Origin of the sequence: Flavobacterium beibuense, from assembly GCF_004151245.1 — a bacterium.
GTDB lineage: Bacteria > Bacteroidota > Bacteroidia > Flavobacteriales > Flavobacteriaceae > Flavobacterium > Flavobacterium beibuense_A.
In genome coordinates, this window is sequence record NZ_JUIW01000001.1 from 102,594 (window position 1) to 128,267 (window position 25,674).

Here is a 25,674-nt window from a genome sequence, read left to right on the forward strand (position 1 = left end):
AGCTATATTTTAACGCCTTATGGAAATTAAAACAAAATACTTAAGGTATAAGGACAGCAAATTCCTAATTAGTATATTTGCAAATTATTTCAAACCTGTTAGTAAGCGTGATACAGCTTCATGATAAACATTTTGTGCCCTTTATAAACGCTGACGAAATTGATACGGCAATAGCGGATATGGCGGCTAAGATTGCTGCCGATATGGAGGATGAAGTGCCCGTGTTTGTAGGCGTGCTTAATGGTGCCTTTATGGTAGTTTCCGATTTGATGAAGCACTATACAAAACCCTGTGAAGTAAGTTTTGTCAAGCTGGCTTCTTATGAAGGTACACAAAGCACAAATGAGGTAAAGCAGCTTATAGGTTTGGATAAAAAGCTTGAGGGACGCACAGTAATAATCGTGGAGGATATTGTTGATACCGGCAATACTGTGGAAGAACTCAAAAAAATGTTTGAGGCAGTTAATGTTAAGCAGCTTAAAATAGCTGCGTTATTTTTTAAGCCTGAAGCTTATACAAAAAACATAAAGCTGGATTATACAGCATTTAGCATACCTAATAAATTTATAGTGGGCTATGGCCTGGACTATGATGGGTTAGGCAGGAATTTACCGGAAATTTATCAACTTAAATAACATACTAAAACATACAATGATTAATATCGTATTATTTGGAAAACCAGGTGCAGGAAAAGGTACTCAGGCGGAATTTTTAAAAGAAAAATACAACTTAACACATATCTCTACAGGAGACATATTCCGTTACAATCTTAAAAACGGTACTGAACTTGGTAAAGAGGCTCAGCTTTATATTGATAAGGGAGAACTGGTTCCGGATGCATTAACAATAAAAATGCTTCAGGATGAGGTAGAGAAAAACCCTGAAACTAAAGGTTTTCTTTTTGACGGTTTTCCAAGAACAGTTGCTCAGGCAGATGCACTTGATGCGTTCCTTAAATCTAAAGGATGGGGAGTAACTGCTACGGTTGCTCTTGAAGCAGATGATGAGGTGCTTGTACAAAGACTTTTAGAGAGAGGAAAAACCAGCGGAAGGGCAGACGACCAGGACGAAGCACTAATAAGAAACCGTTACCAGGAATATAATGAGAAAACTGCTCCGCTTATTGAGTATTACAAAGGGCAGGGTAAATTTTATGCCGTAAACGGTATTGGCGAAATATCAGAAGTGACCGAAAGGTTAAGCCTGATTATAGACAAGCTGTAACTAAAAGCCTAACGATTGGAAATAGCCATAATATTATTTTTAATACTGCTTAACGGTGTTTTTTCCATGTCGGAAATTGCACTTATATCGGCACGTAAAAGCCGTTTGGAAACAGCGGCAAAAAAAGGTAACTCCAGTGCTCAAACCGCATTAGATCTTGCCAACTCGCCTAATAAATTCCTTTCTACCGTACAAATAGGTATTACCCTTATTGGTATACTTACCGGTATTTATAGTGGTGACAAGGTTACTGATGATGTAAAGGTATTTGTTGTACAGTTTGAGATGCTTGCGCCTTATGCCGACAGTATTGCTGTAGGTATAGTGGTGGTTATACTTACTTTTTTCTCTTTGGTATTAGGAGAGCTGTTGCCAAAAAGGATAGGTTTAACTTATCCTGAAAGCATTGCAAAGCTGGTAGCACTGCCAATGAAATTTATTTCGATAATAACGGCGCCGTTTATATGGTTACTTACTTCGTCTACTGATTTTTTAATGAAGATATTCAACATCCGCCCAACGGCAGATGGTAAGGTGACTGAAGAGGAGATTAAAGCTATAATTAAGGAAGGTACAGAAGGTGGCGAAGTTCAGGAGATAGAGCAGGATATTATGGAACGTGTTTTCCATATTGGGGACAGGAAGGTAAACTCACTGATGACGCACCGCAAATCGGTAGCATATCTCTCCACGCAGTCAGACAAAGACCGTATCAAGGAAATAATGCTGCAGGAACTTCATTCGGTTTATCCGGTATGTGAAGACAATCTGGACGATGTTATTGGTGTGGTATTGCTTAAGGATATTTTTGCTAATTACGAAAAGCCTTTATTTAACCTGCGACAGATAACAAAAGAGCCGGTATATCTTATAGAGCATACCTCGGCATACAAGGCTTTGGAGATTTTCAAGAAAACCAAAGTGCACTATGCTTTGGTTACCGATGAGTATGGAGTGTTTCAGGGTATAATTACCCTTAACGATATACTTGAGGCTTTGGTAGGGGACGCGTCTGATTTTTATCACGACGAATTCCAGCTTGTGGAAAATACCGATGGTACATGGACTGTAGATGGGCATTATCCGCTACATGATTTTTTAACTTATTTTGATCTCGACGAGCTTACTACCGATTATGAGGTAACAACGGTAAGCGGACTTATAATGACAGAGCTTTCTTACATTCCTAAAGAAGGAGAGAAGCTGGCTTGGAATCACTTTGAGCTTGAGGTACTTAAAATGGATGGTGTTAAGATTGATAAGGTAAAGGTGAAATCGATAAATAAAGAAGAGTAGTTTTTTAACTAAAAATCTTTATTTTTTTCGCCAAACCATATCAAACACCAATTTATGAAAACTAACTCCTGCATTGTTTGCGGTGACAGTAAACCTGTTAACGAAACAATAGCAATAAATAGCCAGTTGTACTGTACCGGCTGTTTTGAAAGTACTTTTACCAGCGAAAATATGCTGGAAAATAAAACTATTGAAGTACAACGAGACCCTACCGTTTGCTCATTTTGTAAAAAAGATTTTGATACTGTGGAATTGAATAAAATTTCACAGTATCCTATTTGTCCCGATTGTGAAGTTGATGTAAAAAATAAAACATTTCCTCTTTGGGTAAAAGGTTTTTTTGCTGCCGTACTTGTATTGGTGATATTTTCTTTTTTCTGGAACTGGAAATACTTCACAGCCTACAATAGTGTTAATGAAGCAGGTAAGCTTTATGGTGAGGGAGATTTTGCTTCTGCAGCAAAGGAAATGACAAAAGCCAGGGATATAGTTCCTGAAGTTCAGGATCTAACTATTCTTATATCATATTATAATGGTATTGCATTGTTGCAGGAAAGTAAATATACAGAGGCACTAAAGGAATTTGCTGTTTGCAAAGAATATCTGCCGGAAAATTATGATATCGATTTTTTAATCGTTAGTAGTAAAATTGGATTGGCATTCGATAATAAGGATTACGAAGCTTTTTTGGATTTATCTAAGGAACGTCTTGAATTATATCCTGACATAGCGGATTACAGAGCTTCTGTAGCTTCTGCCTATGCCTGTATTTATGCAGAAAAGGGTGATGACGATGCCAAGGCAGGTGCTTTTGAATATTTGGATAAAGCAAAAGCTGTTGATAGTATTAGTGATGATGCTAAACAATATTATAAGGCTATCGAGTATAGGATTTACTCTCGTAATATAATTACAAGAGAGGAATTCCAAAAGCAATTTCCTAACGGATGGACTAAAAGCTAGTTTCCTAATTAATATACTAATCAATTATGTTTTTTATACCAGGCGAAATAATATCAATAGTAACTTTTCCGGGAGTTATTGTACACGAGTTTGCACATATGTTTTTTTGTAAATTGAGAAAAGTGGCAGTATTTGATGCTTGCTATTTTCAGGTTGGTAACCCGGCCGGATATGTAGTACATGAAAGTACTTCAAATTTTTATACCACTTTCTTAATATCAATGGGGCCGTTTTTTATTAACACGCTCCTTTGCCTCCTTATTTGTCTTCCTGCTTATATGCCAATTAAGTTTTTTGATTTGGCCCACCCTCTATCCTATTTTTTAATATGGCTGGGTGTATCAATAGGTATGCATGCAGTACCCTCAAACCAGGATGCAAATAATGTTTATGACCAGGCAAAGCACGAAATAAAAAAGCTAAATCTGCTTGCAATCCTGTCGTTCCCTTTAATCGGATTAATATATGTATTTAATGTATTAAGGTTTGTTTGGGCCGATTTATTTTATGGAATTGCGATTGGTATAGGTATTCCGTCATTAATATTTAATTAATAAGGATTAAAGGCTTAACTTTGTCGCGGTAATTTTTTAACCTTAAGCTTTAAAGCAGATAGAATGACAGAAGGGAATTTTGTAGATTACGTAAAAATATATGTTGCTTCCGGTAAAGGAGGTAAAGGATCTACTCACCTGCACAGGGAGAAGTTTATTGAAAAAGGTGGGCCTGATGGTGGCGACGGTGGTCGTGGCGGTCACGTTTACCTGGTGGGGAACAAAGGTCTTTGGACATTGTTTCACCTTAAGTTTGCACGTCACATTAAAGCCGGACACGGAGGAGATGGTGGTAGTGCGAGAAGTACAGGTGCTGATGGCGAAGATAAGTATATCGAGGTGCCGTTGGGTACAGTAGTGCGCGATAAGGAAACAAATGAGATACTTTTTGAAATAACCGAAGAAGGAGAGAAAAAAATACTTGCAAAAGGAGGTAAGGGAGGTTTAGGTAACTGGCATTTTCGTAGTGCTACAAACCAGACACCACGTTATGCCCAGCCGGGACTTTATGGTGAGGAGCTAGATGTTATCCTTGAGCTAAAAGTGCTGGCAGATGTAGGATTGGTAGGATTCCCTAATGCAGGTAAATCTACGTTACTTTCGGTGCTTACTTCTGCAAAACCAAAAATTGCAGATTATCCGTTTACCACATTAAAACCTAACTTAGGTATTGTGGCCTACAGGGATTTTCAGTCGTTTGTTATGGCTGATATTCCCGGAATTATTGAAGGTGCTGCAGAAGGTAAAGGTTTAGGGCATTATTTCCTTAGGCATATAGAACGAAACTCTACATTATTGTTCCTTGTTCCTGCGGATGCTGAGGATATCAAAAAGGAATATGAGATACTTCTTGATGAGTTGAGAAGATATAATCCTGAAATGTTAGACAAAGACAGGCTGGTAGCGATTACAAAATGCGATATGCTGGATGAGGAGCTTAAGGGCGAATTAAAACAGCAACTGGATAAAGAACTAAAAGATGTGCCGTATTTGTTTATCTCATCGGTAGCACAACAAGGGCTTACCGAGTTAAAAGATAAACTGTGGCAAATGCTTAACAGTTAAAATAACAAAAGGCGCTTTATAGCGCCTTTTGTTATTTTATAATGTGTTTTTGCATCTTCTTTATTTTACGAAATTCTTAAAAATAGGTATATTCGCAGCTCTAAAACGAGATAGTTAATAATAACGGTGTAACAAATATGTAATACAGCTACTTATTAGCTAAACTATTAACTTTATTAAAATCAGATGAAAAAACTTATTTTATTCCTTACCATGTCACTTATGGTAATGCCTGTAAGGGCTGACGAGGGTATGTGGTTTTTAATGTTCATTGAGCGTTTAAATCACAGGGATATGCAAAAAATGGGCTTACAGTTAACTGCTGAGGAAATTTACAGCGTTAATCACAACAGCCTTAAAGATGCAATCGTACAGTTTGACGGAGGATGTACTGCAGAGGTTATCTCTAAAGACGGTTTAGTGCTAACTAACCACCACTGTGGTTATGAGGCTATTGCTGAACTTTCATCTCCTGAGGCTAACTATTTAAGAGATGGTTACTGGGCTCCAACAAGGGCAGATGAGCTTAAGCCAAAAAGCCTTTCGGTTCGTTTCTTTGTAAGAATGGATGATGTTTCTAAGAGAATCCTTTCTAAACTTAACGACAATATGACTGAAGCTGAAAGAGAAAAAGCTATTCAGCAGGAAAGTGCTCTTATTGAAAAAGAAAATAATGAAGGTGGTAAATATGTAGTTTCTGTTCGCTCATTCTTTCAGGGTAATGAGTTCTACTATTTCGTTTATCAGGACTATAACGATGTTCGTCTTGTAGGTACACCTCCTGAGAGCATTGGTAAATTTGGTGGTGATACAGATAACTGGGAGTGGCCTCGTCATACAGGTGACTTCTCTATGTTCCGTATCTATGCAGATGCAAACGGTAACCCGGCAGAATATTCTCCAAACAACGTTCCGTTACATCCTAAACAATATCTTCCGGTAAGCTTAAAAGGTGTGGAAGAAGGTGACTTTGCCATGATTTTAGGTTACCCTGGGCGTACAAACCGTTGGATGCCTGCTGCAGGTATCGAGCAAAATGTAAAGTATGCTTATCCTGCATGGGTAGAGTCTTCTAAATTAGGTATGGACAGGATGAAGGTATACATGGATCAAAGCGACAAAGTTCGTCTTGACTATGCTTCAAAATACGCTCAGGTAGCAAACTACTGGAAAAATCGTCAGGGTATGATTGATGCCCTTACAGCTCACAAAACAGCTGAAACTAAAGCAGCGGGTGAAGCTAAATTTAATAAATGGGCTAACAAAAAAGAAAATAAAGCCAAGTATGGCGATGTTGTGGCTAACATCAACGCTTACTATGCTAAAACTAATGAAAAAGCACGTCAGGATAACTACCTTGTAGGTTTATTAAGAACAAGTGCTTTTGCAGTTCTTCCGTACAGAGTAGGTGGTGCATTAATGCAGTATGCTAACTCTAACGAGGCACAAAAAGCACAATATCTTCCAAGAATTGAAGAGTTTGTGGCAGAAGAGTATAAAACATTATACATGCCTCTTGAAAAAGATGTTCTTGCTGCTCAGCTTCATTTATATGCTACTAAATCTACAGGTTATGCAATTGCTCCTTTAGTAGCTAAAATAGGTGAGGAGAATAACTACGATTATACAAAATATGTAAACGAAGCTTTTGAAACAAGTATCTTCAGATCTAAAGAGAGTGTTGAAGAGTTCCTTAAGAGTCCAAATGCTGAGGCACTACAAAACGATCCTTTATTCCTTCTTTCAAACGACATCTTAACTCAGTACAGAGCGGTGCCGGATGAGATTGCTGCTTTAGAGGACAGCTATTCAAAATCATTCCGTTTACTGGTTCAGGGTATGAGAGACGCTAACCCGAAAGAGAAGTATTACCCGGATGCAAACAGTACACTGCGTTTAACTTACGGTAAGGTAATCGCTTTGCCTAAAGACGACAGGAACGATGCTGAGAAAAACTACTACACTACAATGAAAGGTGAAGTAGCTAAATATAAGCCAAACGATGCTGAGTTTGATTTACCTAAGAGACTTCTTGAAATGTATGAGGATAAAGATTTTGGCCAGTATGCAGACAAAGAAGGTTATATGCCGGTAAACTTCCTTACTGATAACGATATTACAGGAGGTAACTCAGGTTCACCTGTGTTAAACGGTAAAGGTGAACTTATAGGTGTTGCTTTTGACGGTAATATTGAGGCTATGGCCGGAGACGTTATATTTGATGACAAACTGCAAAGAACAATTAACGTAGATATACGTTATGTACTTTGGGTTATCGACAGATTCTCTGGTGCGAAACATATTGTGGACGAAATGACGATTGTGAGATAATTTAATTATTTGTTCAAATTAAAAACGGCTTCTTTTAAGAAGCCGTTTTTTTATTTACCTAAAAAAGTAAGGATGGGCTAGGGTATGGCCCGGTTTATTTTGTGTTTAATATATGTTTTGCAGTATGGGTGTTCTTATGCCATGATTTTATTACTTTTGGTATTTAATAGTATAGAGCATTATTTTCCGGCAAAGGTTGGGAAGCTCCTAAAAAAATAATCAGAAACTAAATGCGTACACATTTTATAGCTATTGGCGGTGCTGCTATGCACAATCTGGCCCTGGCCCTGCATGAAAAAGGATATAATGTAACAGGTAGTGACGATGCCATTTTTGAGCCATCGCGTTCACGTCTTGAAAAGAAAGGATTACTGCCGCAGGAACTGGGGTGGTATCCTGAAAAGATCACTGCCGATATTGATGCTGTAATTTTAGGTATGCACGCTAAGGCTGATAACCCTGAGCTTTTAAAAGCGCAGGAAATGGGGCTTACAATTTATTCTTATCCTGAGTTTTTATACGAACAGTCTAAAAATAAAACCCGCGTGGTAATTGGAGGGTCACATGGTAAAACAACCATAACCAGTATGATACTTCATGTAATGCACTATCATGGTATAGAAGTAGACTATATGGTGGGTGCACAACTTGAAGGCTTTGAAACCATGGTACACCTTACAGAGGATAACGACTTTATTGTGCTTGAAGGGGATGAATACCTTTCTTCACCGATGGACAGAAGGCCTAAGTTTCATCTGTACAATCCTAACATAGCGCTTATAAGCGGTATTGCATGGGATCATATAAATGTATTCCCTACCTATGAGAACTATGTGGGGCAGTTTGAGATATTTATCCAGAAGATTACAAACGGTGGCATATTAGTATATAATGAAGATGATGCTGAAGTAAAAAGGATTGCCGAAGCTGCTACAAACCCAATTCGTAAGCTGCCTTACACTACGCCTCAATATTCTGTTGAAAATGGTATTACCTATCTTGAAACTCCGGAAGGGGCTATGCCTATTGAGGTGTTTGGGGCGCACAACCTTAATAACCTGGCCGGAGCCAAATGGATATGCCAGAATATGGGTGTTGATGAAGCCGACTTCTATGAGGCTATTGCAAGTTTTAAAGGTGCCAGTAAACGCCTTGAAAAAATTGCAGAGAATGGTAAGAATGTGGCTTATAAGGATTTTGCCCATTCACCAAGTAAGGTTGCTGCTACAACTAAAGCCGTAAAAGAACAATATCCCGAAAGAAAACTTATCGCCTGCTTAGAACTGCATACTTACAGCAGCCTTAATGCTGAATTCTTAAAAGAATATGAGGGAGCGCTTGATAATGCCGATGTGGCAGTGGTGTTCTATTCGCCGGAAGCGGTTAAGATAAAACAGCTTGAAGAGGTAACCTATGAGCAGATAGCCAAAGCCTTTAATCGTGAAGACCTTATAATTTATACCAACCCTGAGGCTTTTAAGGAATATCTTTTCCATTTAAAATATGATACCGAAGGCGTGGCGCTTCTTTTAATGAGTTCCGGTAATTATGGCGGACTTAATTTTGACGATGTAAAAACACTGATGTAAAAACACTGATGAAGCAATATATAATTGGTTTTAAAGTTTATATCTTACAAATAAACCAATTATTGCTATGAAGAAAATTTTAAGTGTTTTAGCCTTGTCGGCTATTGTATTGTCATGCTCTGATGATGACAGTAACTCAACTCAGGAATCTTTTTTTAATCTTAAAGACGGTAATCTCTGGGTGTATAAAAAATATATTGCTAATGCAGAAGGAGTAGAGAGCTTTTCCGGAATAACCGATAGTGTAACGGTTTCCGGTAATCAGACAATTGGGGATGTTAGTTATGTGAGGTTGCTACATGAAGAATATAACCAGTCGATTAAAGTTAATGAGAGGGAAGAGTTTGTGAGAGTTGATGAAAGCGGATATCTGGTAAATGAACAGGGTGTTGTTATCCATCCTGGTGCTGACTTTAACTTTCAGGATACACAACCGGCAAATGATGGATCTGAGGTTTATGGGGAATTGAATTATACTCTTAACGAAATGCAAAACGTTACTGTAGAGGGACAAAATTATTCTGTTTACCCATATGTAGCGATGTTTGTTTCTGATCCGGAACATAATTTGCCTGAAGGGGTAGGTTGTTTTAATAATTACTCTGCGGGCATAGGAATGGTGGCTACACATACAAGATTTGTCTCTGGGACAAATTATATAGAATACAGGTTAACAGATTATGATATAAATTAAAAAAGAGGGACTTAATGTCCCTCTTTTTTATATCGGTAGTGCCCGCTTATCGAATAGTCAAAGAGGCAGTCGTCTAAATTCTGTCCGCTGCCTATATTGTGTACAATCATATAATTGCCTGATTTTCCTTTTTTGTTTACCACTATACCTATATGGGGCAGCCTGTCGTTTAACATCCAGGTTACAATATCTCCCGGTTTGTAGTCGCTTCCCTTTTGTGTTACTGCAAGTTTTTCTCCTTTACGGGTAAAAAAAGTTTGCAGGTTAGGCACCCTTCTGTGGTCAATATTAGTATCGGTAGATTTTAGTCCCCATATCTTGGGATATTTAGCAAAGTTAGCCTTCATGTCTTCATGAACTTCCTTTTGCAGGTCGATTCCAAGTTTTCGGTAAGCACGTATAACCACATCGGTACATACACCGGTATGGGCAGGAACATCTCCGTTAGGATATTTTATTTTTACATATTTCGGCTCATACCTTACAGCATCTTTAGTAAGTGTTAGGGCAGCATCAGAAAGTTGTATGTAGAAATCTTTTTGTACATCAGCTTTTAAAACAGAACCGATAAGGAATAAGAGTAAAAGTTGCTTCATTCACTATGGTGTTTTAATTTGTAACGTAATATTATTCTGTAATAGTATGTGGTTTTTAATTAAATTCGTATAACCTTACTTTAATAATTATGGAAGAAACCACAGGAGCCTTTTCGATCAAGTATTGGGCAGAAGACGATAAACCCCGCGAAAAATTAATGCTTAAGGGCAAAACCGCCCTTAGTGATGCCGAACTGATTGCCATACTTATAGGCTCAGGTAGCCGCAACGAGAGTGCTGTAGAACTCAGCAAGCGCATACTTAAAAGTGTAGATAACAACCTTAATGCTCTGGGCAAATTATCCATTCAGCAACTCATGAACTTTAAGGGGATAGGGGAGGCAAAAGCCGTAACCATTGCCGCCGCTGCCGAACTGGGCCGAAGACGAAGGGAAGAAGATACTCCTGACTTAAAAAAGGTAACTTCCAGTAAAGCAGTTTATGATATTATGCAACCGCTTATAGGTGAGTTGCCCCATGAGGAGTTTTGGGTACTTTACCTTAATAACTCCAACAAGGTTATTTACAAGTCGCAATTAAGCAAAGGTGGTATTACAGGTACAGTTGTAGATGTTCGTTTGGCCTTTAAACTTGCGCTGGAACATAATGCAACAGGTATGATACTGGTGCATAACCATCCTTCCGGAACCTTACAGGCCAGTGAGCCTGACAGGCAGATAACCAAACAAATGCAACAGGCAGGGCATAGCCTGAGCATTAATATCCTTGACCATGTTATAGTAACCGAGAAATCATATCTCAGTTTTGCTGACGAGGGTATGTTGTAATTTTTAGAATTTATTATCAAGCTTATGGGTGAAGGTTTAAAGTATGAACAGTTTACAAGGGATATATATCAGACTTTGTTGGAAAGAGAAGGCTTAACTGTCGATGTACAACATAATTTAAAAATTAAAGGTAAAGCTACTTTTCATCAAATAGATGTTTATTGGGAGTGTAAAGTTGGACTGGGTATTCATAAAGTAGCAATAGAGTGTAAAAACTATAATAAGAATTTATCGGTAGGGCGAGTTAAAGAATTTTGGAGTTCAATTTCTGATATAGGTAATATTAATGGAATAATGGTAACGTCAAAAGGATACCAAAAAGGAGCTAAAGAATTTGCAGAATATTATGGGATTAAATTGGTTGTTTTACGTGAAACTATTGACGAGGATTGGGAAGGAAGAGTTAGATATCTTACGACTACTATTGAATCAATTTCTAGTAAGGTCACAAATATTTATATTAAACTGGATAAAGAATGGATGTTTGAGAAGTTTAAGGGAAAAATATCTGATAATTTAAATTTAAAGCTTAATTTGACTAATGAATTTATGGTTGTTGATTCTAAAGGTGCTAAAGTAAATTCTTTGCTTGAATTAGAAGATAGATTACCTATTTTGGATAGTGAAGCAAAGCAAGGGTTAAAACATTTTTATACTTTTAATGATTCGTATATAATTACTGAAATGTTTGGGATGGTAAAAATTGTAGGTATTGAATTTACTTATAATATTTCAGTTGGTAAAATGAAGTTTGACTATGATGGTAAAGAAACTGCTAAAGCAATTATGAAAGATGTTTTATCAGGTGAAATTAACTTTGTTCGATGATATTAATCTTTATGACAAAGCGGGCAATATGCCCGCTTTGTTTTTATTTGTTGGCTATAAAAGGAGCCTGCCTTATGTAGGCTTCATCAGTAAGCAGCTTAATTAAAAACTGCGCCAGTGAGGTAGCGCTTATCTTACTGCCGGGACAGTCTGTAAGGCTTATGGCAATTTCCGGAGATTCTTCGGTTAAGTCAATCATCGGGAGTCTTACCATAGTCCAGTCTGTAATGCTTTCTGTTAGCATCTCATATTCTTTCTGCTTGTTTTTTGTGGTAGCGGGAAAATGCTCATACATCCAGTTGGTGGCTGCTTTAGAGTTAGGGCTTTTATTATCGGTAGGAGTATCTACATTCAATCCTGTAATAACAATGTATCGGTTTATATTCAGCTTATTCATTGCAGACAGAATATTGCCTGTAGAAGTTGTGAATATATCGATAGGATTTGGTGAGACACCCATACCCAGCACGCTTATAACCGCATCACAATCTTTTAATATCGAAAGTACATCATCAGGGTTTGAAACATTTCCTGTAATGACTTCGATTTCAGGAAGATTTGTGTTCTCAGGATTTCTAAACAACGCCTTAACTTGATAGTTGGTTTTTGCGAGTTCTTCAATAAGGAATTTACCGGCTTTTCCGGTGGCGCCTATAACGGCAATTTTTATAGATGGTTTCATAAAATTTCTCTTTTAAAATAGATAATAAACTATTGCTTCGCTAACCGGTTTTAAGGTTGGCAAAGTGCGGCAAAACCAGTTTGCCTGTCTGTTACTATTTTATAAAGAGATTCTAATGTGTTAAAAGTAGTAAATTGTAGGAAGATTACAATTTTATTATCGCCCTATTTTCGCTAACTTGCATCACATCAAAATAAATCCGGAATGATTACTACAAAAGATATACGCTTTTCTTACGGGAAAGGCACTTCTTTTCAGTTTCCTGACATAACAGCTTCAAAAGGAGACAGCCTGCTTATAACGGGAGGATCGGGAAAAGGAAAAACCACATTGCTGCATTTGCTTGGAGGGCTTTTACGTCCGCAATCGGGAGATGTTTTTATAGATGATACAAGCCTGTCTGTTTTGTCAGACAGGAAACTCGATCACTTTAGAGGTAAAAACATTGGGTTGGTATTACAGCAATCCTATTTTGTGGCATCACTAAACGTTTTGGAAAATGTTGTACTGGCATCATGGCTGGCAACAGGACGTCATGCAACAGAAAAAGCTAAGCAGCTTTTAGAACAACTGGATTTAAAAGACCATATGCATAAATTGCCTTCTCAGCTTAGTATTGGTCAGCAGCAAAGGGTGTCTATTGCCCGTGCACTTATTAATGAGCCAAAGCTGTTGCTTGCCGATGAACCTACTTCAAGCCTTGATGATGAAAATGCCTATAAGGTAGCCGATATGCTTTCGGGACTTGCCAAGCAGTTTGGTACTGCACTGGTTATAGTAACTCACGACCAAAGATTAAAAGACCGTTTCCCTAATCAAATTACGTTATCATGATTACTAAAATAGCCTGGAAAAATATATGGTTTAAGCCACTAAATACACTTCTTAGTATTATCCTGCTAACAGCGAGTGTGGCCATTATTACCCTTCTTATTTTACTGCAGGATCAGTTTGAAAAGAAATTCAGTGACAATATAGATGGTATAGATATGGTGCTTGGTGCTCAGGGGAGCCCGTTGCAACTGATACTGTCTTCGGTTTATCAGGTAGATGCTCCAACAGGTAATATAGATTATACCGAAGCTAAAAAATGGATGAAACACCCGTTTGTGGAAACAGCAATTCCGCTTGCCTTTGGTGATAATTACAGAGGATTTAGGATTGTTGGGACAACTCCGGAATATTTACATAAATATGGTGCGGAGATAACCAATGGTAAGATTTTCGATAAGAATTTTGAAGTTGTTGTAGGTAGTACAGTGGCACAAAAAATGAATATCAAGGTAGGAGATAAGTTCTTTGGTTCTCACGGAGATTCAGAAGAAGGTGAGGTGCATGAGAACCATGCCTATATAGTAACTGGTATAGCATCTTCAACAGGTAAGGTGGTAGATAACCTTATTCTATGTAATATTCCAAGCGTTTGGGCAATGCATGACCACGAACACGATCATGAAAATGAAGGGGAGGCGGTGGAAGACCATGATCACGAAGGTCACGGCCATCACGACCATGAAGCTGCTGAAGAAGCTCATGACCACGAAGACCACATGGCAGCTGAAGAGGAAGGTGAAGAGCATCATCATGAAGATGGCCACGATCACGATCATGCAGAAGAAGTTCATGATCATGTGGATATGCCTGTAAGCGAAGAAGGGAAAGAAATAACAGCTGTGCTTATTAAGTTTAAAAGCAAAATGGGGATAGTAACCTGGCCAAGGCTTATACCTCAAAATACAAAAATGCAGGGAGCTCTTCCGGCTATAGAGATAAACAGATTGTTTACGCTTTTTGGTATAGGCCTTGATGCATTACAGTACCTTGCTTATGGTATTATGCTTATATCGGGTATCAGTATTTTTATTGCCTTGTTCAATACGCTTAAAGAGAGAAAATACGAATTTGCCCTGTTGCGCGTTAATGGTGCCAGCAGGCTGCAACTATTAATGCTTGTTCTTATAGAAAGCCTTTTATTATGCGTTACAGGATACATTTTTGGAACGATTGTTGGGAGGTTAGCATTGAGCTTTATTTCGGGTTCGTCTGAAAGCGAATTTAAAATTTCGTTTAATCCTCTCGAGTTTGTGTGGGAAAAAGAGGGATATTTATTCCTGCTCACTATCTTTGTAGGGGTTTTAGCGGCGGTTATACCTGCGGTTAAGGCTTACGGATTAAATATTTCAAAAACACTGGCAAATGCGTAAAAATTATTTCATTGTAGCAGTACTTATGTTCTCGGGGTTGATGTTGATGTCATTGCGAACACCTTCTTTACAAAGTTCCGGTTTTACAACTACAAACACAGAGGCAGACAATACTGCTGTTTTCTCGGATACCTTATCCTGGAAACTTTTAGGACAAATAAAATATATTAAGAAAGCAACCGATGATTATCCTGAAGGGGTAATGTTCCCGGTTGTAAACCCTACACTAAAAGCAAAAAGCAAAAAAACTATAATAATGAGCGGCTTTATTATTCCTATTGATAATAAAAGTTATGCGCTTAGTAAAAATGTTTTTGCTTCCTGCTTTTTCTGTGGTCAGGCCGGTCCTGAAACCATAATGGGAATTAAGTTTAAAAATCCTAATATGAAGCTTAAAACCGACCAGTATGTAACGCTGGAAGGTACATTTAGATATAATGACTCTGATGTGGACGACTGGATTTACCACATTGAAAATGCTGTTATTATAAAAGGGTAATGAAGCTAAAGGAAAAGAAAGCAGTGTTTTTTGATCTCGACCATACATTATGGGACTTCGAGAAAAACTCTGCGCTTACTTTTCAGGTAATTCTTCAAAAGCATAATGTTGAGGTTGATATAGAGATGTTTATAGAGAACTATATTCCTATCAATCTTAAATACTGGAAAATGTATCGCGATGGCCATATCAGTCAGCAGGAGTTAAGATACAAAAGGCTTAAAGAAGCATTTGTTACTGTAGGATGTGATGTGGAAGATATTATTATTGATAAGCTTTGGGAAGATTATATAGCTCTTTTGCCTACCTATAATCACTTGTATGAAGGGACTGTAGAGATACTGGAATATTTGAGGCCTAATTACAGCCTTCATATAATTACTAATGGGGTTCAGGAAATAGCTAAACTTAAAAATGCGGATATTTACCATTATTTTGATACCATAACAAACTCTGAGCAGGCCGGATGTAAAAAGCCGGATGCGAAGATTTTTGAATATGCCTTAAAAATTGCTAACGTAGAAAAAAATACCGGGGTAATGATAGGCGACTGCATTGAAGCTGATGTTCAGGGTGCCCTGGATTGTGGTTTGGATGCAATTTACTTTAACGAAAACAAGCTGGCAGTAAAAGAGGGGATACCCCAGGTTCATAATCTGCTGGAATTAAAAAATTTCCTTTAAAAATGAAAAAGATAGCTCTTTTAGCAGCGTTGCTGTTTAGTGGTGTTTTATTTGCTCAAAGTACAGATATTAATGATTATAAGTATGTAGTGCTACCAAAACAGTTTACTTTTCTTTCTGATAAAAATCAGTTTAGTCTGAACGATCTTACTAAAATGATGTTTGAGAAGAAAGGTTTTGAGGTTTATTATGAAGGAGATGAAATGCCTTTTGAGCTGAAAATGGACAAATGTAAGGCCTTGTATGGTGATTTGATAATGGATTCAAAGTTTCTCTCTACACAAATGACGATTGTGTTGAAAAACTGTGTAGGTCAGGAAGTTTTTAAATCATTAGAAGGCTCAAGTAAAGAAAAAGAGTTGAGGAAAGCCTATTATGAATCACTTCGTGAAGCTTCCAAATCGCTTGAGGTTACGGATTACAAGTACAAAGGGGAAAATGCACAACCTCTACAGCAACAAACTTCACAGGATAAAACAACTGTTGCACAAAGTAAAGATAATCAGCTGTATGCAAAGCCTACGTCATACGGTTATGAACTGCTGGATAAAACACAAAAAACAGTTCTTAAAATGTATAAAACATCTCAGTCTGATTCTTATAGTGCTAAGATGGAAGATATAACGGGAGTTGTGTTTAAAAAAGATGGTAACTGGGTTTTTGAATACTATCTTAACGATGAACCTGTTTCACAGGTGCTGAATATTAAATTCTAAGTCTTTAATAATTATATTTTCCTTTCCACCTGTTCTTCAAAAAGTCGCGGGTAGAATTTTCACGGCTATTATTTCCCGGTTCATAAAAAGGTGTGCCTTTTATTTCGTCCGGTAAAAATTCCTGATCGGCAAAATTGTTGTTGTAGTCGTGTGCATACTTGTAGTCATCTCCATAACCTAAGTCTTTCATGAGTTTTGTAGGCGCATTACGCAAATGAAACGGCACAGGCAGATCACCTGTTTGTTTTACCATTTGTTGCGCTTTTCCTATAGCCATATAAGAGGCATTGCTTTTAGGTGATGTGGCAAGATATATTGCGCACTGACTTAAAATGATGCGGGATTCCGGATAGCCTATGGTAGATACTGCCTGAAAGGTGTTGTTTGCCATGATAAGAGCGGTAGGGTTGGCATTGCCTATATCTTCAGATGCGAGTATAAGCATGCGTCGTGCTATGAATTTTAAATCTTCACCACCTTCAATCATCCGTGCCAGCCAATACACGGCACCATTTGGGTCGCTGCCTCTCATTGATTTGATAAAGGCAGAAATAATATCATAATGCTGTTCTCCGGTCTTATCATAAAGTACAGTGTTTTTTTGAACCAACTGCATTACCTTATCATTAGTTATTATAATATCATCGTCTTCTGATGCATTAATAATAAGCTCAAAAATATTAAGAAGTTTTCTTCCATCACCTCCTGAAAGTCGAAGTAGGGCCTCTGTTTCCTTTAGGTCAATATTTTTATGCTTTAAAGTTTCATCAGTATTCATTGCCCTATGTAGTAATGCTTCTAAATCCTCTTTGGAAAAAGCATTTAATACATATACCTGACATCTTGACAATAAAGCGGGAATAACCTCAAAACTCGGATTTTCGGTAGTAGCGCCTATTAGTGTTACCCAGCCTTTCTCTACAGCAGCTAAAAGGGAGTCCTGCTGCGATTTGCTAAAACGGTGAATCTCATCGATAAACAGAATAGGATTTTTTGAAGTAAATAATCCGCCACTCTGTTTGGCTTTGTCTATCACTTCACGCACTTCTTTAACACCCGAATTAATTGCACTTAACACATAAAACGGCCTTTTAGATTCTTCGGCCATAATTTGAGCCAATGTTGTTTTTCCTGTTCCCGGAGGCCCCCATAGGATAAGAGACGGAATAACTCCGCGGGCTATCTGATGGGTTAACGAACCGTTTGGGCCAACCAAATGCTGTTGGCTGATATATTCTGATAAATGCTTAGGGCGTATGCGTTCTGCTAAAGGTGCTTCCATTGTGTAAAATTACTGAATTATGACAAAATTGCACTAAAGCAAAATTGGTTAAATTATTGTGTGGATACAAATAGCTTAACATACCTTTTATGACCGATAATCAATTCAAATTCACTCCTTCTGTACTGGCCTGGCCTTTGTATTTTGTTCTTTCTTTGTGGGTTATATATTGGGCCGACATTAAATTCCATCTTCATTTAAATGATTTTGGTATTTATCCGCGTACATTAAAGGGATTGCGCGGAGTTGTTTTCAGTCCTTTTCTTCATGGTAGTTTAGAGCATCTTTATAATAATTCGATACCGTTATTGGTACTTGTAGCTGCCTTGCGATATTTTTATAGAAAACAGGCATTTAAGGTAATTGTTTATGGTATTTTACTTTCGGGGTTGTTTACCTGGGCAATAGGTAGGGAATCCTATCATATAGGAGCCAGCGGACTGATATATGTGTTGGTAAGTTTTATTTTCTTTAAAGGTATACAAACGGGTTATTACAGGTTAGTAGCTTTGTCTTTACTTATAATTATACTGTATGGAGGAATGATATGGTATATATTTCCGGAGGTTAAGCAGGGGATATCCTGGGAAGGTCATTTAGGCGGATTGCTGACAGGATTACTGTTTTCCAGAATATATGTAACCCCTCAATACAAAAAACAAATTACTTATGATTGGGAGAGGCCGGATTTTGATCCCAGTCAGGATGCATTTATGAAACGCTTTGATGAGAATGGTAATTTTGTAAATCCTCCCAAGCCAGATTCCGAAGAGTTATTTGAAGATGAAAATAATATGCCGGCAGATAATTCTACCCATACACACAGCAGGCCTGTAATAAGGATAGTATATAGTTATACTCCCAAACCTGAAAAGGATGGAGAGAAGGAAAACAAAAAATCAGATTAATTAAAGGCGTTGTCTAACAGCTTCATATAGAAAAGCACCGCAGGCTACCGATACATTTAGCGAAGATATTGTTCCAAACATAGGCAGTTTTGCTTTTTCGTCTACTATTTTTAAAACAGAAGGGTTTATGCCTCTGTCTTCCGATCCCATTATTATAGCTACGGGCTCGTTAAACGAAACATCATAAATGGTGTTTTCTGTTTTCTCTGTTGCGGCTATGGTTTTTATACCTGAACCCTGAAGGTGAAAAATAGCATCTTTTATATGCTCTACTTTGCAGATAGGTACATTAAATACCGCTCCGGCAGAAGTCTTAACAGTGTCTCCGTTTACAGGAGCAGATCCCTGTTTTTGTATTATTATACCATCTACACCTGTGCATTCTGCTGTACGGATAATAGCACCAAAGTTTCGGGCATCAGATAATTGGTCAAGAATAAGGAATAATGGAGTTTTACCACTTTCTAATACATTTTCTACTAAATTTTCAAGATCATGAAAGCGTATAGGAGCAATGGTTGCCACAGCTCCCTGGTGATTGTTTGGGGTAAGCCTGTTTAGTTTTTCAACAGGTACGTAACTAAAGTTAATGTTGTTTTGTTTTATAGTTTTCATCAGGTCACGCATCAAGTCTCCCTGTGCCTCTTTCTGAATAAAAACCTTATCAATTTCTTTACCTGCATTTATGGCTTCAACAATAGCCCTTATCCCAAAAATCTGATGTTCTTTTTCCATTTTGCAAAGGTATAAAAAAACCACCCTGTTAAGGGTGGTTTAAGAGACGAAGTTTCTCTTTTAATACTCATCTTCCAAAAAGCCGGTTCTTTTGTGTCCTGCGAAGATGATTATAGTACCCGGATCATAACTAAACTCCCCTTTAAAATAGATACTATCAACTACAACACCTGATTCGGTAACTGAAGCACCTTTAAGTATTTTACCGTCAGTTACATTAAAAGTACTTCCCGGGTCTACCAGGTTTTCCTCATCTGTAGTGCTGAAGGTAAAGTTGTTAAGATCTACCGCTACTGTTCCTTTTATCCAGTAACCGTTTTGATTATCATCTATAAACATCCTGCCGTCTCCGGCATTTGTATCATAAGTTTTATGAAGTACGTGCTGTGCTAACACATCGCCTGATGCTTCATCTATTATATCAATCCACCACTCTCCGTTCATTGCTACAGATGGAGTGGTTTCCATACCGTAGTCATCATAACCATCTTCATCACAAGAAACAATCAGTGTTGTAAACAGAGTTAAGAAGAAGATGTGTACTATATTTAATTTTATTTTTTTCATATTGTTCTCTTTTATCTTGTGAAATTACGAGTTGCGGTACCGTAATAAGCAGAAGCCGTAAGTACCCAGTTGAAAGAGTCTTGACTGATTATGTTTCCAATGTTACTTTCTACATCAATTCCTGATTCGGATGCATCAACCTGAAAAGGTACATATACATGAGCATCATCCAGGTTGTAGAATGTTACATTAAGAAGATTTCTAGAATCAGAAAGAGGCAGTCCTCCGGCATTATTACATTGATATACCCTGTCGCCAAGTTTTGTAACTGTGTTAGGATTACCGTTTCTGAAAAATGTTCCTTCAAGATTTATTGTGCTTGGATCTGCACTAAGTACAATTACAATTCTTCTTTGTGAAGTTGAGAATCCATCACTGTTAACAGCTGAATAGTAAACATTGTATACTCCTGGAGTAGAAGTGTCTACATCTTCAGACCCAACGGTTGTAACCTCAATTTCTTCACCGTTCTCAGTAGCCGATGCTCCTTCTTCAGTATATGTGTCTCCTACAGAGAGCACTTCAGTTGAAGGGCCATTCATTTCTAATAAGGGATAATAAGTGACCTTAGTTGTGCCAACAGGGTCTTCATATCCGCAGGAAGCCAGTACGGCAAGTGATAAAATTAATCCTGCTTTTATTGTTTTATATAAGATTTTCATGACTTTAATTTTTTTTGAAATTATTCTGTTTTCTGATCCCACCAAACATTATCTGTAAGGCTGGTGTGCTGAGTTATATTAGGATTTCTGTTTACTTCATCATCAGGATAGAATAAAATACTAGGTATTTGTACATTAGGTAATGTTGAAATAGCAGATGGTATCCTGTTTCCTATTGAATAATCTTCAGTTCCTTCAGGTACTACCTCAGGGAATTTAGTTCTGGTTGCCTCTATATAAGCTTCAATATTATTGATATAAGGAAGAGAAGCCCATTTTTGAATTATAACCTGTCTTACTAAAGTTTCAGTATCACCTGCTGCATTATATTCATATGCGCCACCTGCCTCTGTAAGTGCTGTAGCTGCAGCTGTAGCCTCACCCGCTGTAAATACCGGTATTAGGTTTTCTTCAGTATCGGTTAGATCGTCATCTTTTTCAAAATACTTAGAATAAGTAAGGAAAGACTGTAGTACACCGTTGTCATATTTTTCTTTTGCTCCTGCTCCGCCTGCATAGCGTATTAAAGCTTCGGCCTGAAGGAAATTGCTTTCGGCTAATGACATTAAGAAAACCGGAGTTTCCTGCCAAATATTAGGTCTTCCATAAGCAACAGCTGTGTTGTTAAAGTCATTACCTGTTCCCTGAGAAATTGAAGGGAAGTTTAATGGATCTTCTCCTGCCGGTCTGTATGCTGCCTGTATTCTTATGTCTCCGTTTGATTCATAAAAATCACGTAGTGTGTTGCTGGCTACATTGTTTACATCACCAAGTCTGTCAATCTGTACTTCATAAAAAGGATTTCTCTTGTTTTGAGTATCTGCAAAGTTTGTAAATGCAGCATCAACTGTAATAAAGTTGTCTTCGGCTAATAATGCATTTACAGCAGTTGGATTTGCCATAGGAGTATAAGCCATTCTTATATACATTTTTAATTTTAATGTATTTGAAAACTCAATCCATCTGGCTACATTACCTCCATATATCTGATCCTGAGAGCCTACACCTCCATTTACTGGGTTTGCTTCGTAAGCAGCAACAGCCTCGTCTAATTTTGCTATAAGATCTGTATAAACATCTTCTCCAGGAGTTACTGCAGGAGTGATGTTTTCTATACCTTGTAAAGCTTCTGTGTAAGGAATATCACCAAATAAGTCTACCATTAACTGAAAAGTATATGCTTTTAAACAGGTTGCGATAACTACAGTACCTGTATCACCGTCTTCTTGTGCAGTAGTTATAGTGAACTCCAAGTCGTTTAGACATCCGGCATAAATCTCAGTCCATAATCTGTCGGCATAAGAAGTTGTTAGGTTATATTGGTCAAAAACTTCATATTGGCTGGCACTAGGAGACTGTGTATGATATTGAGCCCAAAAACCTCCTAAGTTTGTTAATTCACCTCCAAGAATGGTTACTAACGATGCTTCAGAAGAAGCAAGTGCAAGTCCCTTAGTTATTTGAGCAGGTGAGTTTGGGTCTGTGTTTATATCCAGCTCATCGTCACAGGATGTGAAGACTACTGCAAATGATAATAAGAATATTTTAAATATATTTTTCATGATATTTTTTTTTAAAAGTTTGCTTTAATGCTAAAACCAATGCTTCTTGTAGAAGGGTTAGCGCTAAATTCACCAAACTGACTTTGTAGATCTGTACCAAATGTTGATGCTTCCGGATCAATGTACTGATTGCTTCTTGGTGTCCATATGAATAGGTTACGTCCTATTGCAGATACCTGTAATCTTTGTACAAATCCGTCGCCTAATAACTTAGATGGTATATCATAGCTTAAAACAACCTCTCTTAATTTAACGAATGACTTGTCTATAACTGTAGCTCTTGCAAGAGCATCAGCTCTGTAATAATCATCCATGTGTTCCACATCTACCGGAGTAGTGTTAGGTGAGTAAGAAACAGTTCCGTCATCGGCTACATCTTTAACTACCGATCCCGGTACAATAAATGGTTGACGATCGTTATAAGTTGTAGTTATAGAGTTACCTGTAAATCTTGTGATATCTGCTGTACGAGAGTACATTAAACCACCCTGACGAATATCAAACGTAAAATCTAGTGATACACCTTTCCATCTGAAAGTGTTTCCTATACCCATAGTGTAATCGTACTGAGTGTCACCGTAAACTTCTTTTACAGAAGAGGCTACAGGTACTCCGTTTGCATCAACAACAATGTTTCCGTCCGGATCTGTTTCCGGTACACTACCCATAATAAGGGCGATTGGCTGTCCAGGTTGTGCTACTAATGATGTAGTACTTAAACCACCAAGGTCTACCTGTTGGATACGAGGGTCTAGTTCTTCAAGTACCGCGTTGTTTGTTGCAAAGTTTACTGAAGTGCTCCACTCAAAGCCATCTGTTTTACTTCTTACAAGGTTTAATGTTAATAAAGCTTCAAAACCTTTATTAGAGATAGTACCAATGTTAGCTGTTTGATTTGTATAACCACTACTTGGTGCTAACGGAAGATTTAATATCTGATCTTCTACTTTTGCATCATAGTAAGTGGCATCAATTGAGATTAAGTTGTCAAAGAATGATGCTTCGATACCTACTTCAAACTCTTTTCTTCTTTCTGGTCTTAAGTCAGGATTTGCTAATCTGTTTCCTACTTCATAACCCGTAATACCATTTACAGGATAGTTGTAATTTCTAAAGCCCTGATTGTCTGTGCTACCTAAAGCATAAATAGGAAGTACCTGATACGGATCTGTATCAACACCGGTTTCACCATAACCAACCCTTAACTTACCATAGTTGATAACGTTCTTAATTTCCGGGAAAGTTTTAGTGAATAACCAGCTCATGTTAGCACCTCCGTAAAATACCGATCTTTGATCTTTAGGAAGAGTAGAGTACCAGTCGTTTCTTAAGTTAGCAGTGAAAAATAACTGATCCATAAATGAAAGGGTAGAAGAGTTATAAACACCATATAGTTTTCTTGAATTTCTTGTAGAAGCTATAGTTGGTACATCTGCACTGTTTGAGAAGGAGAAAAATCCTGGTATATCCTGACTGGGTACACTTGCAGCTAATGAACTGCCTTCTCTGGTGTTGGCATTGAAACCAAAAGTAGATGCTAAACCAAACTTTTCACTTAAGTCAAAATTCAGGTTATAAAGTATATCGTGGTTTAACTGCTTAATAGTGTTATGAGCTTCAGCATAAGTACCAGGTTGCTCAGTAGACGTACCATCGTTAGGGCTGCCTGGATCTGCATCAACTTCAGCAGTCCATATTCTTAATTTATCACTATACTGGTCCAAACCAAAACGGTATGATACGCTAGACCATTTGTTTATTTCATAAGAAAGTTCGACAGAGCCGTATATTCTTTCTTTGTTATAATCACTACCATTTTCATTAAGAGTGAAATATGGGTTGGTTACACCATAAGGAGTGTAGTAGTTTGAAACATTATGGAATGGGTTAGTATAGTCTGCAAATTCTGTGATTGGAATATCTGTAGGAATCTGCATAAGGTTATTGTATGTATTAACCCCTTGTCCTGTAGATACAGCACTACCGCCTGTATTAACATAGTTTAGGTTACCGCTTAAAGTAAATCCTTTGATTTTTGATGAACCCGATAAACCTAGTGTGTTTCTTTCAAAAGAATCTGAGTCTGTAGGGTATATACCATCCTGTTGCAGGTTAGAGTAAGAAAGCCTTACACTTGAGTCTCCATTACCTCCTGAAACTGATGTTGTTGTGAAGGTAGAAGTACCTATGTCAAAAAAGTTTTCAAGCTGGTCTTCCTGGAATGAATAAGGCTTGATAAGTTGTGAATTGTCTACAACATTACCCCATGTGCGTATTTGCCCATCAAATCTTGGTCCCCAAGAACCGTTTTCACCAAGATAATGTACTCCGTCCCAACCCTGTCCAAAAGTTGACTGGTATTTAGGAGTTCTTAGTATTGAGGTAAAGAATGTTGTGGTAGAGAAGTCTACTGCCAGTTTTCCGGCTTTACCTTTTTTAGTTGTAATCATGATAACCCCGTTGGCAGCACGTGAACCATAAAGTGCTGTTGCAGAAGCACCTTTAAGTATGGTCATGCTTTCAATGTCATCAGGGTTGATGTCTGATGATCCACGACCAAAATCATAACCTCCGTTTAGGTCATCAGAAAAGTTTGTGTTGTCATTAATTGGCACACCGTCTACTACATATAGAGGCTGGTTACTACCTCCAAGAGTACTAATACCCCTGATGATAACCCCTGATGATGCACCCGGGTCAGTTGAAGCGTTTGAGATAACAACACCGGCAACCTTACCTTTAATGGAGTTGGCGATATCGCCCTGTGCTCCTTTGCCAATTTCCTCTGATCTGATTGTTGATGTGGCGGCACCAATGGAAGCTTTTTCCCTTTTGATACCTACCGCGGTAATAACCACGGCATCAAGTTCAGTAGCGTCATCGGCTAATGTTACATTGACTGTAGTGGATGTAGCAGCGATTTCCTGCGTTTTCATACCAATGTAACTAAATACCAGTGTTTGACTTGGTGAAACCGAAATTTCATACTTACCGTCAATGTCTGTTTGAACTCCCGTAGTTGTTCCTTTAATAAGAACGTTAACACCCGGAAGCGGAAAACCTGTTTGGTCTACAACAGTACCCGAAACTGCCCTTTCCTGCGCAAATGAAATTTGCATTATTAACGCAAAAAAGAGCGTTAATAATCCCTTAAGTTTTGTCTTCATTGAAATAGATTTGAGTTAGTCTACCAAATTTCATATCTAGAATTTACTAATCCAAATTTTTTGGGATATATTTTAAAAT

25 protein-coding genes are annotated in these 25,674 nt (G+C 37.8%); 17 read left to right on the plus strand and 8 right to left on the minus strand.

The annotated features are described in order from the left end of the window. The first annotated feature begins 107 nt into the window (after positions 1–107). The 9 genes from hpt to NU09_RS00490 all read left to right on the plus strand — a co-directional run bounded on the left by hpt (position 108) and on the right by NU09_RS00490 (position 9,716). Complete coding sequence (gene hpt / locus NU09_RS00450; protein ID WP_129749603.1) at positions 108–635, plus strand: hypoxanthine phosphoribosyltransferase; 528 nt, start codon at positions 108–110, stop codon at positions 633–635. A gap of 16 nt (positions 636–651) precedes the next feature. Further along, a complete protein-coding gene (locus tag NU09_RS00455; protein ID WP_129749285.1) occupies positions 652–1,224 on the plus strand; it encodes an adenylate kinase in 573 nt (190 codons plus the stop codon). 15 nt (positions 1,225–1,239) lie between these two features. Then, positions 1,240–2,520 carry a hemolysin family protein gene (locus NU09_RS00460; protein WP_129749286.1) on the plus strand — a complete coding sequence of 427 codons (1,281 nt, stop codon included), beginning with the start codon at positions 1,240–1,242 and terminating at the stop codon, positions 2,518–2,520. A gap of 54 nt (positions 2,521–2,574) precedes the next feature. Beyond that, the gene (locus tag NU09_RS00465; protein WP_129749287.1) at positions 2,575–3,483 is read left to right on the plus strand and encodes a hypothetical protein; all 909 of its coding nucleotides are present in this window, start codon (positions 2,575–2,577) and stop codon (positions 3,481–3,483) included. A 26-nt stretch (positions 3,484–3,509) separates the two neighbouring features. Then, positions 3,510–4,037: a metalloprotease family protein gene (locus tag NU09_RS00470; RefSeq protein WP_129749288.1), complete on the plus strand. Its 528-nt coding sequence runs from the start codon at positions 3,510–3,512 to the stop codon at positions 4,035–4,037. Positions 4,038–4,100: 63 nt separating this feature from the next. Beyond that, entirely contained in the window at positions 4,101–5,102 is a 1,002-nt protein-coding gene (gene obgE / locus NU09_RS00475; protein WP_129749289.1) for a GTPase ObgE, read from the plus strand. Positions 5,103–5,288: 186 nt separating this feature from the next. After that, positions 5,289–7,433, plus strand: coding sequence for a S46 family peptidase (locus NU09_RS00480; RefSeq protein ID WP_129749290.1), 2,145 nt, complete (start codon positions 5,289–5,291; stop codon positions 7,431–7,433). Between the two features lie 230 nt (positions 7,434–7,663). After that, entirely contained in the window at positions 7,664–9,022 is a 1,359-nt protein-coding gene (locus tag NU09_RS00485) for a UDP-N-acetylmuramate--L-alanine ligase (protein WP_129749291.1), read from the plus strand. Between the two features lie 67 nt (positions 9,023–9,089). Continuing rightward, positions 9,090–9,716 carry a hypothetical protein gene (locus tag NU09_RS00490; RefSeq protein WP_129749292.1) on the plus strand — a complete coding sequence of 209 codons (627 nt, stop codon included), beginning with the start codon at positions 9,090–9,092 and terminating at the stop codon, positions 9,714–9,716. An 11-nt stretch (positions 9,717–9,727) separates the two neighbouring features. Here the strand turns inward: NU09_RS00490 and NU09_RS00495 are convergent, their stop codons facing one another. Continuing rightward, positions 9,728–10,312, minus strand: a complete 585-nt coding sequence (locus NU09_RS00495) for a DUF1287 domain-containing protein (protein WP_129749293.1) — start codon at positions 10,310–10,312, stop codon at positions 9,728–9,730. 89 nt (positions 10,313–10,401) lie between these two features. On the opposite strand from NU09_RS00495, the gene radC reads away from it, so the two are divergent. Together radC and NU09_RS00505 are read left to right on the plus strand one after the other, a co-directional pair. Continuing rightward, positions 10,402–11,100 carry a RadC family protein gene (gene radC, locus NU09_RS00500; RefSeq protein WP_129749294.1) on the plus strand — a complete coding sequence of 233 codons (699 nt, stop codon included), beginning with the start codon at positions 10,402–10,404 and terminating at the stop codon, positions 11,098–11,100. A gap of 24 nt (positions 11,101–11,124) precedes the next feature. Continuing rightward, entirely contained in the window at positions 11,125–11,928 is an 804-nt protein-coding gene (locus tag NU09_RS00505; protein ID WP_129749295.1) for a restriction endonuclease, read from the plus strand. Positions 11,929–11,971: 43 nt separating this feature from the next. Here NU09_RS00505 and NU09_RS00510 read toward each other — a convergent pair whose 3' ends face one another. Then, positions 11,972–12,610, minus strand: a complete 639-nt coding sequence (locus NU09_RS00510; RefSeq protein ID WP_129749296.1) for an NAD(P)-dependent oxidoreductase — start codon at positions 12,608–12,610, stop codon at positions 11,972–11,974. A 204-nt stretch (positions 12,611–12,814) separates the two neighbouring features. On the opposite strand from NU09_RS00510, the gene NU09_RS00515 reads away from it, so the two are divergent. Genes NU09_RS00515 through NU09_RS00535 form a run of 5 tightly spaced genes read left to right on the plus strand, consistent with a single transcriptional unit; the run spans position 12,815 to position 16,712 of the window. Continuing rightward, complete coding sequence (locus tag NU09_RS00515) at positions 12,815–13,444, plus strand: ABC transporter ATP-binding protein (protein ID WP_129749297.1); 630 nt, start codon at positions 12,815–12,817, stop codon at positions 13,442–13,444. Further along, the gene (locus NU09_RS00520; RefSeq protein WP_129749298.1) at positions 13,441–14,814 is read left to right on the plus strand and encodes an ABC transporter permease; all 1,374 of its coding nucleotides are present in this window, start codon (positions 13,441–13,443) and stop codon (positions 14,812–14,814) included. The genes NU09_RS00515 and NU09_RS00520 overlap by 4 nt, the downstream gene beginning before the upstream one ends. Continuing rightward, complete coding sequence (locus NU09_RS00525) at positions 14,807–15,313, plus strand: hypothetical protein (protein ID WP_129749299.1); 507 nt, start codon at positions 14,807–14,809, stop codon at positions 15,311–15,313. The genes NU09_RS00520 and NU09_RS00525 overlap by 8 nt, the downstream gene beginning before the upstream one ends. Next, positions 15,313–15,996, plus strand: coding sequence for a YjjG family noncanonical pyrimidine nucleotidase (locus tag NU09_RS00530; protein ID WP_129749300.1), 684 nt, complete (start codon positions 15,313–15,315; stop codon positions 15,994–15,996). The genes NU09_RS00525 and NU09_RS00530 overlap by 1 nt, the downstream gene beginning before the upstream one ends. Before the next feature lie 2 nt (positions 15,997–15,998). Further along, positions 15,999–16,712, plus strand: a complete 714-nt coding sequence (locus NU09_RS00535) for a hypothetical protein (protein ID WP_129749301.1) — start codon at positions 15,999–16,001, stop codon at positions 16,710–16,712. 4 nt (positions 16,713–16,716) lie between these two features. On the opposite strand, the gene NU09_RS00540 is transcribed toward NU09_RS00535, so the two are convergent. After that, entirely contained in the window at positions 16,717–17,994 is a 1,278-nt protein-coding gene (locus tag NU09_RS00540) for a replication-associated recombination protein A (RefSeq protein ID WP_129749302.1), read from the minus strand. 89 nt (positions 17,995–18,083) lie between these two features. Between NU09_RS00540 and NU09_RS00545 the strand changes: the two genes are divergently transcribed. Then, entirely contained in the window at positions 18,084–18,902 is an 819-nt protein-coding gene (locus tag NU09_RS00545; protein ID WP_129749303.1) for a rhomboid family intramembrane serine protease, read from the plus strand. Here NU09_RS00545 and rlmB read toward each other — a convergent pair whose 3' ends face one another. The 5 genes from rlmB to NU09_RS00570 are packed head-to-tail and all read right to left on the minus strand — an operon-like array spanning position 18,903 to position 25,595. Beyond that, positions 18,903–19,637, minus strand: coding sequence for a 23S rRNA (guanosine(2251)-2'-O)-methyltransferase RlmB (gene rlmB / locus NU09_RS00550; RefSeq protein ID WP_129749304.1), 735 nt, complete (start codon positions 19,635–19,637; stop codon positions 18,903–18,905). Between the two features lie 60 nt (positions 19,638–19,697). Continuing rightward, the gene (locus NU09_RS00555; protein ID WP_129749305.1) at positions 19,698–20,204 is read right to left on the minus strand and encodes a lipid-binding protein; all 507 of its coding nucleotides are present in this window, start codon (positions 20,202–20,204) and stop codon (positions 19,698–19,700) included. 11 nt (positions 20,205–20,215) lie between these two features. Then, a complete protein-coding gene (locus tag NU09_RS00560; RefSeq protein ID WP_129749306.1) occupies positions 20,216–20,866 on the minus strand; it encodes a DUF5011 domain-containing protein in 651 nt (216 codons plus the stop codon). 20 nt (positions 20,867–20,886) lie between these two features. After that, the gene (locus NU09_RS00565) at positions 20,887–22,428 is read right to left on the minus strand and encodes a SusD/RagB family nutrient-binding outer membrane lipoprotein (RefSeq protein WP_129749307.1); all 1,542 of its coding nucleotides are present in this window, start codon (positions 22,426–22,428) and stop codon (positions 20,887–20,889) included. A gap of 11 nt (positions 22,429–22,439) precedes the next feature. Continuing rightward, the gene (locus tag NU09_RS00570; protein ID WP_242501805.1) at positions 22,440–25,595 is read right to left on the minus strand and encodes a SusC/RagA family TonB-linked outer membrane protein; all 3,156 of its coding nucleotides are present in this window, start codon (positions 25,593–25,595) and stop codon (positions 22,440–22,442) included. Positions 25,596–25,674 lie beyond the last annotated feature (79 nt).